At 73.9% G+C, this 15,860-nt stretch carries 9 protein-coding genes and 1 pseudogene; 3 read left to right on the top strand and 7 right to left on the bottom strand.

Annotation, left to right across the window (positions count from 1 at the left end; translation table 11 throughout):
• Window positions 1-13: 13 nt before the first annotated feature.
• Window positions 14-784 carry a GNAT family N-acetyltransferase gene (locus ABEE00_RS02170; RefSeq protein WP_345743422.1) on the bottom strand — a complete coding sequence of 257 codons (771 nt, stop codon included), beginning with the start codon at window positions 782-784 and terminating at the stop codon, window positions 14-16.
• A 173-nt stretch (window positions 785-957) separates the two neighbouring features.
• Here ABEE00_RS02170 and ABEE00_RS02165 point away from each other — a divergent pair, with 173 nt between their 5' ends.
• The 3 genes and pseudogenes from ABEE00_RS02165 (at window position 958) to ABEE00_RS02155 (ending at window position 2,524) form a co-directional block, all read left to right on the top strand.
• Window positions 958-1,257: an EF-hand domain-containing protein gene (locus ABEE00_RS02165; protein ID WP_345743421.1), complete on the top strand. Its 300-nt coding sequence runs from the start codon at window positions 958-960 to the stop codon at window positions 1,255-1,257.
• 85 nt (window positions 1,258-1,342) lie between these two features.
• A pseudogene (locus ABEE00_RS02160) lies at window positions 1,343-2,106 on the top strand (SDR family NAD(P)-dependent oxidoreductase).
• 49 nt (window positions 2,107-2,155) lie between these two features.
• The gene (locus ABEE00_RS02155) at window positions 2,156-2,524 is read left to right on the top strand and encodes a MerR family transcriptional regulator (protein ID WP_345743420.1); all 369 of its coding nucleotides are present in this window, start codon (window positions 2,156-2,158) and stop codon (window positions 2,522-2,524) included.
• A gap of 448 nt (window positions 2,525-2,972) precedes the next feature.
• Here the strand turns inward: ABEE00_RS02155 and mfd are convergent, their stop codons facing one another.
• The 6 genes from mfd to ABEE00_RS02125 all read right to left on the bottom strand — a co-directional run bounded on the left by mfd (window position 2,973) and on the right by ABEE00_RS02125 (window position 15,844).
• The gene (mfd, locus tag ABEE00_RS02150; protein WP_345743419.1) at window positions 2,973-6,515 is read right to left on the bottom strand and encodes a transcription-repair coupling factor; all 3,543 of its coding nucleotides are present in this window, start codon (window positions 6,513-6,515) and stop codon (window positions 2,973-2,975) included.
• A 261-nt stretch (window positions 6,516-6,776) separates the two neighbouring features.
• Window positions 6,777-9,374 carry an ABC transporter permease gene (locus ABEE00_RS02145; protein ID WP_345743418.1) on the bottom strand — a complete coding sequence of 866 codons (2,598 nt, stop codon included), beginning with the start codon at window positions 9,372-9,374 and terminating at the stop codon, window positions 6,777-6,779.
• Window positions 9,371-10,267, bottom strand: a complete 897-nt coding sequence (locus ABEE00_RS02140; RefSeq protein ID WP_345743417.1) for an ABC transporter ATP-binding protein — start codon at window positions 10,265-10,267, stop codon at window positions 9,371-9,373. The genes ABEE00_RS02145 and ABEE00_RS02140 overlap by 4 nt, the downstream gene beginning before the upstream one ends.
• Window positions 10,268-10,915: 648 nt before the next feature.
• Entirely contained in the window at window positions 10,916-11,836 is a 921-nt protein-coding gene (locus tag ABEE00_RS02135) for a coiled-coil domain-containing protein (RefSeq protein WP_345743416.1), read from the bottom strand.
• Between the two features lie 154 nt (window positions 11,837-11,990).
• Window positions 11,991-13,034 carry an LCP family protein gene (locus tag ABEE00_RS02130; RefSeq protein ID WP_345743415.1) on the bottom strand — a complete coding sequence of 348 codons (1,044 nt, stop codon included), beginning with the start codon at window positions 13,032-13,034 and terminating at the stop codon, window positions 11,991-11,993.
• Window positions 13,035-13,135: 101 nt separating this feature from the next.
• Entirely contained in the window at window positions 13,136-15,844 is a 2,709-nt protein-coding gene (locus ABEE00_RS02125) for an SUKH-4 family immunity protein (protein WP_345743414.1), read from the bottom strand.
• Window positions 15,845-15,860: the final 16 nt, after the last annotated feature.

The raw sequence follows: 15,860 nt of genomic DNA, 5'->3' as shown, positions 1-15,860 counted from the left end.
AAGGGGTGGGCCCCTAGGGGCTCACCCCGAACATCTCCCTGCACTCCTCCAGCCCCGCCATCTCCACCGGAACCGTGCGGTGCCGCTTCCATCTGTCGCGGGTGAGCAGGAGCCGCTGTAGGGTGCGGCGTTCGCCCCGTACGGCCACCGTCCGCACGCCGTCCGGCGCGTAGCCCAGCTTCTCGGAGACGGCCAGCGAGCGGGCGTTGTCCGTCATCGCCGCCGAGGTCATGCGCTCGGCGCCGAGCCCCTCGAAGGCCAGGTGCAGCGCGGCGGCCCGCATCTCCGTGCCGATGCCGCGCCCCTGGTACGGGAGGCCCAGCCAGGAACCGGTCTCGGCCTCCCGTACGACCGCGAAGTCCGAGGCCGTCAGGTCCTGCCGGCCCACCACGTCGCCCTCGTGGAGCACCGCGAGGCTGAGCGACCAGTTCTGCGGGGTCCACTGCGCGATGGTGCCCAGCACGTGCTGGAAGACCCGTTGCCCGCGCCCGTCCGCCTCCTCGGACCAGGGCACCGTGAACGGCATCTCCCCCGCCGGGTGCAGCCCCGCGGCGGCGACCTCGGCGAGCCGGTCCAGCAACGGGAGGCCGGGGACCCGCAGTTCGAGGCGCGGGGTCCTCAAGCGGAGTGCGTACAGGGGCCAGTGCGCGACGGGGCTCCGGCGCTCGGCCTCATTGCGATGCCCGGCGTCGGCCCCGTACCCGGCCTCGACCCCATAACCGCCCCCGGTCTCCTGCCCGGCATCCGTCTTCTTCCCGGCGTCCGTCTCCTGCTCGGCTTCCATGGCGGGAGGCTGCCGTACGAGGTGGGCGCCGTCGAATGAATTAGGGCCGCCGGACGGGTGACGCGGCGTGTGCGGCGGGGCCGTTGCCGGGAGGCTCGGGGCGTCCGTCTGCTAGGGCGGACCGCGAACGTGCACCGCCCACCCGCACCCGTCCTGAAGGGACCGACCTCACCATGCCCCGGCTCCGTACCGTCCTCCTCGCCACCGCAGCGGCCACCGCGGGCTGCTGCCTCGCCGGCCTCCCTGCCGTCGCCTCGGCCGCCGCGCCCGCGCCGGCCCCCGCGTGGACCCTCGAATCCATCGACAAGACCGGCGACAGGCTGCTCTCGCCGCAGGAGTTCACCAAGGCGTGGCTCGCGCGGGGCGGTGATCCGCGGGAGGCGGCCGAGGCGTTCCAGAAGGCCGACACCGACCGCAACGGCTACCTCTGCGCCAAGGAGTTCCCCAAGATCCCCGACCCCCGCCGGTCCTGACAGCCCGCCACCGCCCCGCCCCCATCTCCATCTCCGGGGCGGGGCTTGACCTTGCCGCAGGCGTCAAGGTCGCAAGCTCCGGGCCATGGAGCAGAACAGCGCACCGCAAGGCCCCGCACGCACCGTCCTCGTCACCGGCGCCGGTACGGGGATCGGCCGGGCCACCGCGCGCGCCTTCGCCGCGGAGGGAGCCCGCGTACTGGCTGTCAGCCGGCGCGAGGCCCCGCTGAAGGAGACCGCCGAGGGCCGCCCCGGCATACGCCCCTCCCCGCCGACATCACCGCCGAGGGCGCGCCGGAACACCTCGTACGGACAGCGCTGGACCTCTGCGGCCGGCTGGACGTCCTCGTCAACAACGCCGGGATCGTGGGCGCGCACGCCCTCGGTTCGATCACGCGCGCGGGCGTCGCGCCGCTCCTGGACACCAACCTCGTCGCGCCGGTACTGCTCACCCAGGCCGCGCTGCCCGCGCTGGAGGCGGCGCGGGGCACGATCGTGAACATCACGACCTCAGTCGGCCAGCGCGCCTGGCCCGGCAACTCCCTCTACGCCGCCACCAAGACCGCCCTCGAACTCCTCACCCGCAGCTGGGCCGTGGACCTCGCGCCACGGGGCATCCGCGTGGTGGCCGTGGCGCCCGGCGCGATCGAGACGCCCATCGGCGAACACAACGGCCTCACACCGGAGCAGTCGGCTGCCGTACGCGACTGGCAGATCGCCCACACGCCGCAGCGACGGCGCGGGAGCCCGGAGGAAGTGGCCTGGGCGGTCCGGCAGCTGGCGTCTCCCGAGGCGTCCTTCGTGACGGGGACGGTGCTGGCGGTGGACGGCGGCGCGGTCGTCGCCTGAGACCCCGGCCCGGGCCGCCGCCTACCCTCTACGCGGGGAGGTGGGGCCGATGCGGATCGGCGAACTCGCCGCGGCCACCGGAGTCACGCCGCGGGCGCTGCGCCATTACGAGCAGGAGGGGCTGCTCGTCTCGTCCCGCTCCGCCAACGGGTACCGGGACTACGAGGGTTCGGCCGTCGTACGGGTGCGGAACATCCGGCATCTGCTGGACGTGGGCCTGACCCTCGACGATGTGCGGGCCTTCGCCGTGTGCCTGGACGGCGACGTCGCGGCGAGCGCCCCGTCGCCCGGGGGCCTGCGTATCGCGCGCGACCGCCTCGCCGTGATGGACGCCCGCATAGCGGCCCAACAGGCGGCCCGCGACCGCCTGGCCGCAGCACTGGCCGAACGCGAGGCGGCCGCGGCCCACGGGCCGTAGCCCGTCGCGACGGCTCGTACGCAACCCGCGGACGCCGCAGACCAAGCGGAGGCCCGGTCGGGGGCGCGGAGCGTTTCCGGGCGGGCCGCAACGCACAGGTCGGGCGCAACCACCCACCCAAATCCCGCCGCAGCGGGAAGCAACCACAAGCGCGGCCGGTCGGCGGTCTACGCGGCCAGTCGCGGGGCTCGAGCTGGACGGGAACCCGACCCGGGGCGCTGGTGACGGCCCCGTTGAGGGCGGGGCGGGGCGGGTGCGGGGCTTGCGTCCGCTGTGCCCACCCGTTCCGCCCCTGCGGAACGATTGCCCACAGCTCGTGGGGGAGAGAGGGGCGGAACCACACGCCCGTCTCGGTGGCTCGGCTCGCGCGAGACGGGCGCAACCACCCACCCGCATCCCGCCGCAGCGGAAAGCGACCACACACGGGGCCGGCCGGCGGTCAGCGCCGCTATCCCCCCAGAATCGTCGTCAGGAACTCCCCCACCCACGCCAACAGCTCGCGGCCCGTCAGGGGCTTGCCGCCGATTCCGCCCGCCTTGGGGCGGGGGACCAGGACCTGGGAGGAGGCGGACTTGATCACCGAGCGCGGGTAGACGCGGTTGAGGCGGAGTTCCTGGGACTCGCGGAGTTCCACGGGCGAGAAGCGGACGTTGTTGCCCTGGAGGGTGATGTCGGTGACGCCGCAGGTGCGGGCCAGCATGCGGAGGCCCGCGACCAGGAGCAGGTTCTCCACGGGCTCGGGCAACGGGCCGTAGCGGTCGGCCAGTTCCTCGCGTACGGCCGCGATGTCCTCCTCCGAGTTCGCGGAGGCGATCGCGCGGTACGCCTGGAGGCGCAGCCGCTCGCCGGGCGCGTAGTCGTGCGGGACGTGCGCGTCGACCGGCAGCTCGATCTTGACCTCGAGCGGGGCCTCTTCCTCCTCCGCGCCGCCCTCTTCCAGAGACTTGCGGTAGTCGGCGACGGCCTCGCCCACCATCCGTACGTAGAGGTCGAAGCCCACCCCCGCGATGTGCCCGGACTGCTCGCCGCCCAGCAGATTGCCCGCACCGCGGATCTCCAGGTCCTTCATCGCGACGTACATGCCCGCGCCCATCTCGGTGTGCTGGGCGATCGTGGCCAGCCGCTCGTGGGCGGTCTCGGTGAGCGGCTTCTCCGGGGGGTAGAGGAAGTACGAGTAGCCCCTCTCGCGCCCACGGCCGACCCGCCCCCGCAGCTGGTGGAGCTGCGAGAGGCCGAAGTTGTCGCCGCGCTCCACGATCAGCGTGTTGGCGTTGGAGATGTCGATCCCGGACTCCACGATCGTCGTGGAGACCAGCACGTCGAACTTCTTCTCCCAGAAGTCCACCACGACCTGCTCCAGGGCCTGTTCGGACATCTGCCCGTGGGCGGTCGCGATGCGCGCCTCCGGGACCACCTGGCGGAGCCGCGCCGCCGCCTTGTCGATCGAGTCCACACGGTTGTGGATGTAGAAGACCTGGCCCTCGCGCAGCAGCTCACGCCGGATCGCGGCGCCGATCTGCTTCTCCTCGTACGGCCCGACGAAGGTCAGCACGGGGTGCCGCTCCTCCGGCGGCGTGGTGATCGTGGACATCTCGCGGATGCCGGTGACCGCCATCTCCAGCGTCCTGGGGATCGGCGTCGCGGACATGGTCAGCACGTCCACGTTCGCGCGCAGCTTCTTGAGCTGCTCCTTGTGCTCGACGCCGAAGCGCTGCTCCTCGTCCACGATGACGAGGCCCAGCTCCTTGAACTTGGTCTCGGAAGAGAAAAGGCGGTGAGTGCCGATGACGATGTCGACCGTGCCGTCCTGCAACCCCTCCAGTACGGCCTTGGACTCGGTCTCGGTCTGGAAGCGGGAGAGCGCCTTCACGTTGACCGGGAACTGCCCGTACCGCTCGGTGAACGTCCCGAAGTGCTGCTGGACAAGGAGGGTGGTGGGGACGAGGACCGCCACCTGCTTGCCGTCCTGTACCGCCTTGAAGGCCGCGCGCACCGCGATCTCGGTCTTGCCGTAGCCGACGTCGCCGCAGATCAGACGGTCCATCGGGACCGTCTTCTCCATGTCCTCCTTGACCTCGCCGATGGTGGTGAGCTGGTCCGGGGTCTCCGCGTACGGGAAGGCGTCCTCCAGCTCGCGCTGCCACGGGGTGTCCGCGCCGAAGGCGTGGCCGGGGGCGGCCATCCGCGCGCTGTAGAGCTTGATCAGATCCGCGGCGATCTCCTTGACCGCCTTCTTCGCCTTCTGCTTGGTCTTCGTCCAGTCCGCGCCGCCGAGCCGGTGCAGCGAGGGCGCCTCGCCGCCCACGTACTTGGTGATCTGCTCGAGCTGGTCGGTCGGGATGTAGAGCCGGTCCCCGGGCTGGCCCTTCTTCGCCGGCGCGTACTCCACCAGCAGGTACTCGCGGGTGGCGCCCTGCACCGTGCGCTGCACCATCTCGATGTAGCGGCCGACGCCGTGCTGCTCGTGCACGATGTAGTCGCCGGACTCCAGGGTGAGCGGGTCGATCTGCTTGCGCCGCCTGGCCGGCATCTTCGCGCCGTCCTTGCTGGCGGTGCGCTGCCCCGACAGGTCGGTCTCGGTGAGCACCGCGAGCTTCAGGCCCTCGTCCAGGAAGCCGTGCTCGATGGAGCCGCACGCGACGTGCACGACGGACGGGCTGATCTCGCCGAGATCGGAGTCGAGCCGGGCCGCGACGCCCTCGCCGCTCAGCACCTCGACCGTACGGGAGGCGGGGCCGTGCCCCTCGGTGACGTACACACAGCGCCAGCCGTCCGAGAGGCGGCCCTTGGTGTCGGCGATGGCGCGCGCGGTGTCGCCCCGGTACGTCTCGGGGGCGCGCATGCCGAGGGTGAGCGCTTCCTCGCCCTCGTCCGCGTCGTCGGTGGCGGCGAACGGACTCACCGACCACCACATCATCCCGATCTCCTGCGCGTGCTCGCGGATGTCCGCGATGCCGCGCAGCGAGGCCGCGCCCACGTCGATGGGGGCGTCCCCGCCCCCGGCGGTCGCGGCCCACGACGCCTGCAGGAACTCCTGCGAGGTCGCCACGAGGTCGGCCGCCCTGGTCCGTACACGCTCCGGGTCGCAGACCATCGCCATGCTGCCCTTCGGCATGACGTCGAGCAGCAGCTCCATGTCGTCCACGAGGACGGGCGCGAGGGACTCCATGCCCTCCACCGCGATGCCCTCGGCGATCTTGCCGAGCAGCTCGTCCAGCTCCGGGTGCCGCTCGGCGAGCTCGGCGGCGCGCCGCCGCACGTCCTCGGTCAGGAGCAGCTCGCGGCACGGCGGCGCCCACAGGCCGTGCTCGGCGACTTCCAGGGACCGCTGGTCGGCGACCTTGAAATACCGGATCTCCTCGACCTCGTCGCCCCAGAACTCCACCCGGAGCGGGTGCTCCTCGGTGGGCGGGAAGACGTCGAGGATGCCGCCGCGCACCGCGAACTCGCCGCGCTTCTCGACCAGTTCGACCCGGTTGTACGCCGCCGCCGCGAGGGCGTCGACGGCCTCCTCCAGATCGTGCTCCTCGCCCTGGTGCAGCGCCACGGGCTCCAGCTCGCCGAGCCCCTTCACCTGCGGCTGGAGCACCGAGCGCACCGGCGCGACGACCACCTGCACCGGGCCCGTGGCCGGGTCGGAGGGGTCGGGGTGCGCGAGGCGGCGCAGCACGGCGAGGCGGCGGCCGACGGTGTCGGAGCGGGGCGAGAGCCGCTCGTGCGGCAGGGTCTCCCAGGAGGGGTACTCCACCACCCCGTCCTCCGGCAGCAGCGAGCGCAGCGCGGACGCCAGGTCCTCGGCCTCGCGGCCGGTGGCGGTCACGGCCAGTACGGGACGCTCCGCCGTCCTCGCCAGCGCGGCGACGGCGAAGGGGCGGGCGGCCGCGGGGCCGACGAGGTCGACGTGCTGCCGGTTCCCCGCGGCCGCGGCCTTGACGGCCTCGTCCAGCGCGGGATCGCGCACGACGGCGTCGAGCAGTCCGGTGAGACTCATGTGGCGCGTTCCGTCTCGTGTGAGCAGGCGATGGAGGCGGCCGCCCGGGACCGGGCAGCGCGTCGGGCCCGGCACGCGAGGCGGGCCGGGACGCCCTCCAGAGTACGACGGCCCCGCGAGGCGACATGCGGTGTACGCCGCCGAGCGGGACCGCCGCGGGGTGGCCCGCACACACCTGAGGGGTGGGCGCCCCCGTGCGCGCCCACCCCTCGCGGAGCCCCCTCGCGGTGTCCCCTCGCGGAGCCCCCGTACCCCCTCCCGCTACTCCGTCGCGATCGCGTTCAGGACGTTCAGGCGGCCGGCGCGGAAGGCGGGGACCAGGGCGGCGATCAGGCCGACCAGGGCCGAGCCCGCGAAGACCGCGAGGATCGTGGTCCACGGGACGGCCAGGACGCCCAGGCCCTCCAGGGCCAGCAGCTTCTGGGCCGTGGCGCCCCAGCCGAGGCCGAGGCCCAGGCCGAGCAGCGCGCCGAAGAGGGCGATGACCACCGACTCGAGCCGGACCATCCGCCGGAGCTGGCGGCGGGAGAGCCCGATGGCCCGCATCAGGCCGATCTCGCGGGTCCGCTCGACGACGGACAGGGCCAGGGTGTTCACCACGCCCAGCACGGCCACGATGATCGCCAGCGCCAGCAGCCCGTACACGATGTTCAGGAGCTGGCCGATCTGGTCCTCCAGCGTCTTCTTGAAGTCGGCCTGGTCCCGCACCTGGTACTGCGGGTACGGCTTGAGCGCGTCCTTCAGCTCTCCGTACGCCGCCTTCTCCCGGCCGTCCTTCGCGCTGCCGAACATGATCGAGTTCAGCGGCATCTCGGCGGCCGGCACATAGCGCCGCACGGTGTCGATGCTCACGTACATCGCGCCCTTGTCGAACGTCGTGTCGTCCGAGGTCACCGCGGCCACCCGCAGCGAGGCCGTGCGCCCGTCCGTGAAGGCGACCCTCATCCGGTCCCCCACCGCGACGTGGTGCTTCTTGGCGTAGTCGCTGCCCACCGACATCGCGTTCCCGCCGTACGCCGCCGCCAGGCTGCCCGAGGTGACCTTCCGCTGGAGGTCGTTCACATACGAGGGCTCGGTGGCCGACAGGTCGGTCTTCTCCGCCTTCCCGCCCCCGGGCGGGGTGATCCGCGCCTCGACGCTCTTGTACGAGGTGACCGAGGCCAGATCGGGCGAGCGCTCCATCTTCCGCTGCGCGGCCGGAGTGATGAGCTGGCCGTTGTCCGACTGCACGATGAAGTCCGCGCCCACCGACTTGTCGAGCTGGTCGGAGGCCGAGGCGACCATCGAGGAGCCGACCACCGACAGCGAGGCGACCAGCGCGAGCCCGATCATCAGGGCGGCGGCCGTGGCCCCCGTGCGCCGCGGGTTGCGCAGCGCGTTGCGCTCGGCCAGCCTGCCGACCCTGCCGAAGGGGCGCAGCACGGCCGCGGACAGCCCGCGCACGAACACCGCCGCCAGCACGGGACCGACCACGATGAAGCCGAGCAGCGTGAGCACCACGCCGACGCCCATCCACAGCGAGCCCGCGCCGGCCTTGGACGCCTGGGTCGCCGCGTACAGGCAGAACGCGCCGCCGCCGGTCAGGAGCACGCCGGCCGTGATGCGCAGCACGCCCGCGCGGCCGCCGCCGGAGAGGCCCGCACTGCCCGCGTCGCGCAGCGCCGCCATCGGCGAGACGCGTGCGGCGCGGCGCGCGGGCAGCCAGGCCGCGAGCACCGTGACCACGACGCCGAGCAGCAGTCCGGCCACCGGGGTCGTCCACTTCACGGTCAGCTCGGAGGTGCTGAGGTTCATGCCGAAGGAGCTCATGACCTTCATCAGCCCGACCGCCAGGCCGACCCCGGCGCCCGCGCCGAACACCGAGCCCACGAGGCCGAGCAGCAGCGCCTCGGTGAGCACCGAGCGGTTGATCTGGCTGCGGCTCGACCCGATGGCCCGCATCAGCCCGATCTCGCGGGTGCGCTGCGCGACCAGCATCGAGAAGGTGTTGACGATCAGGAAGACGCCGACCAGCACGGCGATCCCGGCGAAGCCGAGCATCGCGTACTTGATCACGTCCATGAACCCCGCGACGTCCTTCTGCCCCTGCTCGGACGTCTCGGCCTGGGTGCGGTACGTGTAGCCGCTCTGCGTCCCTGCGCCCAGCTCGGCGGCCACGTTCCGCTTGAGCTCCGCGTCCGGCACGCCCTTGTCGCCGGTCACCGCGACGTGGGTGAACACGCCGGCCCTGCCCAGCAGTTGGCGCTGGGCCGTCGCGGTGTCGAAGTAGACGATCGCGGCGCCCGGGTTGGTCACGCGGAACGTGGCGATGCCGCTGATCCGCGCCGTGTGGTCGCCGGTGGCCGCGACGGTGCGCAGCTCGTCGCCGAGCTTCAGGTGCTTCTTCTTCGCGGTGTCGGCGTCGACCATCACCTGGCCCGCGCCGCGCGGCCTGTGGCCCGAGGTGATGTCCATGGTCTTGCGGTCCATGGTCGTCCAGTTGCCCGCGATGGTGGGCGCTCCGGTGGTGGAGCCGACGTTGTCGCCGTGGGCGTTCACCACGGTCACGGCCGTGCTGGAGACCGCGCCCTCGGCAGCCGCCGCGCCCTGCGCCTGACCCGCGCGCCGCACCGCGGACGCGGGCAGCGTCTTCGGCTTGCCGTTGGCGGGCTGCTCGTCGTCGGCCGCCGCGCCCTTGGGCGTCACGGTCACATCGGCCGAGGTGGCCGCGAACAGCCGGTCGAAGGTCGCGGTCATCGTGTCGGAGAAGACCAGCGTCCCGCAGACGAAGGCCACCGAGAGCACGACGGCGACCGCGCTGAGCGCCATCCGCCCCTTGTGCGCGACGAATCCGCGTAACGAGGTCTTGAGTACGGTCATCGCGGGCCCCCGCCCGGCGCCCGGCCGCCACCACCGGCGACGCCCGCGGCACCCACAGCGCCGGCCGCGCCGGCGGCACCCGCCGCACTCCCAGCGCCCGCGCCCGTCCCCGCGGCGGCCACCGTGTCCATCCGCTTCAGCCGGTCCAGCACCGCCTCCGCCGTGGGCTGCCGCATCCCGTCCACGATCCGCCCGTCGGCGAGGAAGACGACGCGGTCCGCGTACGAGGCGGCCACCGGGTCATGGGTGACGATCACGATCGTCTGACCGAGCTCGTCCACCGACCTGCGCAGGAAGCCCAGCACCTCGGTACCGGAGCGGGAGTCCAGGTTCCCCGTCGGCTCGTCCCCGAAGATGATCTCCGGCTTGCCCGCCAACGCGCGCGCCACGGCGACCCGTTGCTGCTGCCCGCCCGAGAGCTGCCCCGGCCGGTGCCCGAGCCGGTCCCCCAGCCCCACGGTGTCGATGACGTGCCGCAGCCACTCCTTGTCGGGCTTGCGGCCCGCGATGTCCATGGGCAGCGTGATGTTCTCCCCCGCGTTCAGCGTGGGCAGCAGGTTGAACGCCTGGAAGACGAACCCCACGCGGTCACGCCGCAGCCGGGTCAGGCGCTTGTCCCGCAGCCCGGTGACCTCCTGCTCGCCGAGCCAGATCCGCCCCTCGGTCACCGTGTCGAGCCCGGCGAGGCAGTGCATCAGCGTGGACTTGCCGGAGCCCGAGGGCCCCATGATCGCCGTGAAGGCGCCGCGTTCGATGTCGACGTCCACCCGGTCCAGCGCCAGCACCCGCGTCTCGCCGGTGCCGTACGCCTTGACGACCTGCCGTGCCGCGGCGGCCACGGACGTCCCCGCGCCCGCGCCCCCGCTCCTGAACTCCGTTGCCGCCGTGGTCACTGCCTGTCCCCTCACGTCATGGGAAGCCCTGATGCGCACCGTTCGGCACGGTGCCGAGCATTCCCGGATGACGAGGCCCCCGCGATGGTGCTGTTCCGCGTCTTCGGCCTGTGGCTACCCCCACCACGGCCGGTACGGCCCCCTGACGCACAGCAGGCTAGGGAGCATCCACGCCCGATTCGTCATGCGACGGAACGAACCCCCGTCCTGCCCCAGAACGACCCCACCTCATCCTGAACGCCCGCTTCCAGGAACCGTCCCCCTAGGGCGTCCCCGGGGAGGGCGTCATCCCGCCGCGGAGGAAGGCCGCGGCGGGATGACGACCGCGGGCGCGCCCACCCGCAGGCGGCCGCAGGCGCGCGGCGCCGGAGGCGGCGCCGCAAGGCGAGAGGGGCACGCGCCCACCGCCGGGAACCCGCCGCGGCGCGCGACCAGAAGCGGCGGTGGCCCGGCGGCCGCACCGCGAAGCCCACCGCCGCGAGCACGAAGCGCAGCTTCAGATCAGCAGCTTCAGATCAGCAGCTTCAGATCAGCAGCGTCAGATCGCAGGCGCCCGGAGACACGTAGCCGCCCGGAGAAGCGAAGCCGCCCCGGCCCCGGGAGCCCGCACGGGCCGTGACCGCCCACGCGGACGCGCCCGCGCCGGACTCAGTCCACCCCGCCCCGCGCCTGCTCGGGCAGGGCCACCCCCGCGTCCGGGGCCTTGCCGGTGAGGGAGGAGAGGCTGCTGCGTACGTGGGCCATGTGCTGGCGCAACTCCTCGGCGCGCTCCTCGTGTTCGCGCAGGACCCGGTCGGTCTCCCGCTCGATGCCCTCCTGCCGCATGCGCGCCTTGGTCAGCAGCTCCTCGCCCTGGGCCTCCGCGTCCTCCTGGCGGTGCCGCGCCGCCTCGGCCGCCTCCGCCTTGGCGCGCTTCGCCTCCGCGATCAGGTGCTCGCCGCGGTCCTCCAGGTCCGCGATCCTGGCCTCGACCGAGCTCTCCCGCTCGTCGAGTTCGCGGTCCAGCGCGTCCGACTCGGCCGCCTGCTCCTTCTCCTGCTCGGCCAGCAGCGCCTGGCACCTGCGCGAGGTGTCCTTGAGCGTCTCGGCCGCCGCCCTGCGGGTCTCCTCCGCCTCGTCGCGCGCCGTGGTCCGCAGCTCGTCCGCCGCCTCCTGCGCGGTGTCCAGGGAGTTCGCCGCCGCGGCCTCCGCCTCGGCCCGTACCCGCGACGCCGTCTCGCGCGCGGCCTCGCGCAGCTCGCGCGCGGCCTCCTCGGCGGACTCGCTGATCTCCTGCGCCTCGGCCTGCGCGGCCGAGCGCACCTCCTCGGCCTCCGTCTCGGCCATCGCGAGGAGCCGCTGCGCGCGCTCGCCCAGGGACTCGAAGTTCTGCGGGGGCAGCGCGGCGACCACGGCCTGGAGCCGCTCGCTCTCCTCGGCCAGCTCCTTCGCGAGCTCGGTCAGCTTCGCGGCGCGCTCCCCGGCCGCCTCGCACTCCTCGCGCAGATCGGACGCCTTGGCGTCGACCTGTTCGGGACGGTAGCCGCGACCCCGTACGACAACGAAGCCGTGCGGCGACGACGCACTCATATCGAGCCCCTAACCCTCAGCAGCCTTCAGCGGAACCAGCTCGGAAAGCGAACCTGCGACGCACCCGACGGTCACAGCGCCTGCATATCCTTCTTCATCAGGTCGAAGCGCCCATACCGCGACACTCCGCCCGTGCACCGCCCCCAAGGATGCGCTACGAGGCCCGCGTCGCCGTAATCGGCACATCCCGGCGCAACTGATCAAAAAGCTCCCTCGCCCCGGCGTCGTCCCAGACCACGACATCCCCGATCCCGGGCAGGCTGAGCCCGCCGTTCGCGACCGGGACGGTCGTCGTACCCCCGTGACCCGCCGTCAGTCCTCTGACCTTCCACGCCATCCATGTGAGTGAGGGAACACCGCTCCCGTCGTCCACGGTCGTGGCATCCAGCGCCGCACCGGTGAAGGGGTAGAAGCGGAACGGATTCAGCAGCGTGCCGGGAGAGGTGGCCTGCGACGCGATCGCGCCGAGGAGCTTCTGCTGCCGCTTGACCCGCCCGAGGTCGCCCTGCGGATCGCTGTACCGGGCGCGCGCGAAGGCCAGCGCCTGCTTCCCGTCCAGCGTCTGGCAGCCCTTCTCCAGGTCGGCGCCCGCCTTCTCGTCGTGCAGCGCCGCGTCCAGGCAGACCCGTACGCCGCCGAGCGCGTCGACGATGCCGGTGAAACCGAGGAAGTCGACCTCCGCGTAGTGGTCCAGGCGCAGCCCGGTGGCCTGCTCGACGGTGCGGGTCAGCAGCTTCGCGCCGCCCTGCGCATAGGCGGAGTTGATCTTGTTCTTGCCGTGCCCCGGGATGGACACGTACGAGTCCCGGGGCAGACTCACCAGATAGGGCCCCGACGACCCGTAGTGCAGCACCATCATGGTGTCGGTGTTCCGCTCGTCCGCGCCCCCGACATGGAGCTGCTGCCGCTGCTCCTTGCTGAGGTCGGAGCGCGAATCGGTGCCGATGACCAGCCAGTTGGTGCCCTCGCCCGGCTCGGGCCTGCCCGCGTAGTCGGACAGCGCGGGCGTCTCGCGCAGCCGCTGCTCGGCCCACACGTACGTACCGACGGCCACCAGCACCACCAGCGCCAGGAACGCCGCCAGCGCCCGCCGCAGCGTCCGGCCGCCGCCCCCGCGCCCGCGCCCGTCGCCGCGGCGGCGGGACGCGGAGCGGTAGAGCGTCGTGGAGCTGGCGGGCGGGAGCTGCTGGTCGCTCATCCCCCGAACCTGGCACGCCGGGCCGCGCCCTGCCCGTCAGCGCGTGCGCCGGTTACGGCGATCGGGCGCAGCCTCCGGCGGAGCCTCCGGAAGCGGAACCTCTAGAAGAGGCCGTCCCACATCTGCTCCAGGAGCACGGACCACCAGTTCTCCGGGGAGGAGAGGGCCGGCGGGTCGAGCGCGGCGAGCTGGTTCTGGAAGTCCACGGTCCAGCGGCCCGCCTGCTCCTGGGTCAGCCCGTACCGCAGCCGCCACATGCGGCCGAGCAGCGCCATGCAGCGGACGAACTCGGGCAGCCCGGTGTTCACGAACTGCGGCTGCGCGGGCTGTCCGCCGGGCTGCGCCTCCATCGGCACGGCCACGATGTGCGCCGTGCCGTACTGCACGCAGAGCTGGCGGCCGAAGTCGTTGCCCATGACGAGGTACGAACCGGCGTCCGGGCCCGGCTGCACGCCGCGCTCCTGCGCCAGCTCGGCCAGCGTCGGCACCGGGCGCCCCGGCTGGGCCTGGCCCCAGAAGAACGGGCCCATGTCCAGCGGGATCCCGGCCCACACCAGGAGCTGCCCGACGATGTCGGGAACGCCCTGGCGGGAGACCGCGTGCTGGTCGAAGCGGAACACGCCCTGCGGCCCGAAGGCCTGCTGGAGCTCCTGCCCGATGGCGTCAGGCGGGATCGGCGGCGCCTGCTGGAGCTGTCCCGGCGGGGGCAGCGGCACGCGGTTCGGCGCCGGGCGGGCCGGGCCGTCCGCGACCTGGTGCAACTCGCCCTGGTGCTCCAGCAGATGGCGCATGCCCTGCTGCCGCGAGGCGTGGTCGCGGCCGTACGGGGCCGTGCTGGTGATCCGCACCTGCGGCCAGGTCTCCCGGATCATGCGCGAGCAGTAGCCGCCCGGCAGGTCGCAGGACTCCAACTCGGTGTGCAGCTCGATGACTTGCTGGGGCGGCACGTTCATGCCCATCAGCTCGTGCAGGATCTGCCACTCCGGGTGCGGGACACCCGGCGCGCTGCGCCGGATGAGCTGCTGCTCGGAGCCGTCCGGCGCCCGGTACCGCGCGACCGCCATGTAGCCCGGGCCCACCGTCGGCTGCCCCGAGGGCTGCTGCGGATAGCCGTACGCGGGACCGCCCTGCGCCGGTGCGCCCTGGGCGGGGGCACCGTGCGCGGGAGTCCCGGGCGCGGGGGGCGCGCCGGGGGCCGGGGGCGGCGTGCTCGGCGGGGGCGGCGGGGCGCCGGGACCCTGGCCCGGGCCCTGCGCGGGGCCGGAGAGCATGGTCGCCGCGTGGTGCACGTCGTTGCCGCCGCCGGAGGGGCCGCCGCCGGGGGCGCCGGGCGGGGACGGGGGCGCCGGGGGCTTGCCCGGGGCGCCGGGGGCCGGCGGCGGTGCGCTCGGCGGAGGCGGCGCGCCGCCGGGACGGCCGCCGGGGCCCTGCCCCTGGCCCGGCTCCGGCGCGGCGGGGCTGGACAGCATCGTCGCGGCGTGGTGCACGTCGTTGCCGCCGCCGGGCGCGCCAGGGGGTCCCGGCGGCGGCGGTGTGTCCTGCCCCTGGCCCGACTGCGGGCTGCCGGTCTGCGGACTGCCCGACTGCGAAGTGCCGGACTGCGGGCCGCTGTTGGCCACGTCCTCGGCCGACACCATCTGGGTCGGCACATAGCCGCCGGCCGGTCCGCCGGGACCGCCCGAGGACGGTCCGCCGGAACTCCCGGAGGGCGCGCCGCTGTTCGGCCGGGCGCCGGGCGTGCCGGGTGCGCCGGGCGGCGGGGGCACGGACGGACCGCTCCCGCGCCGCGGCTGCCCCGAGGGCGCGAGACCGGGGGCCGCGCGGCCCGTCTCGGCGTCCGCGATGTCACCCGAAGCGCCGGGCGCGCCGGGTGCGTTGGGGGCGCCGGGTACGTCAGGACCGGGGCTGGCCAGCATCGTCGCGGCGTGATGCACGTCGTTGCCCCCGCCGGAGGGGCCACCGCCGGGAGCTCCGGGAGCTCCGGGCGAGCCGGGAGCAGCAGGCTCGGCAGGCTCACCGGATGCCCCGGTGTCCTCGGCGTTCGCGTGCGCATCCGGGCCCGCGCCGGGGCCCTCCCCCACCACGGGGGACACGGCCGTGCGCGGCAGCGCGCCGCCGCTGTCCGGCATCACCGTCGTACGCGCCTCGGCGTCCGCCGCCGGGGGCTCCTCGTCGTCGCTGCCGGAGATCGGCGGCGCGAACACGGTCGCGGGCGGCGCCTGCGCCTCACCGCGCCCGGAGTCGCTGGTGTCGGCCGCGTCCCAGGGGCTGCCGCCGCCGGTGCCCGGACCACTGGAGACCGCGTCCCAGCCGGCGTCGGCGGCGGGCGCTGCCGCGGGCGGGGCCGCCGGAGGAGCGGTCGGCGGGGCCGCCGGAGGCGCGGGTGTGTCGGCGGCGGAGGAGTCGGAGGCGCCCGAGACGCCCGTACGGTCCGGCACGCCGGCCTTGTCGGCCGCCTCCTGGAGCCATTCGGGCGGGGTCAGCAGGAAGGAGGTGGCCTCCAGGTCGACGCGCTGCGGGGGTGCGGCGGGCGCTCCGGGAGCCGGCGCCGGGCGCCCGTACTCCTCCTCGTAGCGCCGGATCACCTCGCCCACCGGGAGGCCGGGCCACAGCGTCACATCGCCGCTGTCCCGCGCGATGACCAGGCGTGCACGGCCGCCGTCCGAGGTCGGCCCGTCCTCGCGGTCCTCGGCCCAGGCGACGAAGCCCAGGTCGAACTCCCGCACCCGCACCTCGCGCTGCTGGTATCCGGGAACGTCCGCGTTCACCCAGCGCTCCGCGCGCTCCTGCGCCTGTGCGAAGGTCACCATCGCGGCCTCAGCCCCC

The organism is Streptomyces odontomachicola (assembly GCF_039605595.1).
In the GTDB taxonomy this organism is placed as follows: Bacteria; Actinomycetota; Actinomycetes; order Streptomycetales; family Streptomycetaceae; genus Streptomyces.
Note: the sequence above shows the minus strand (reverse complement) of the source record. Positions and strands in the feature narration are given on the sequence as shown.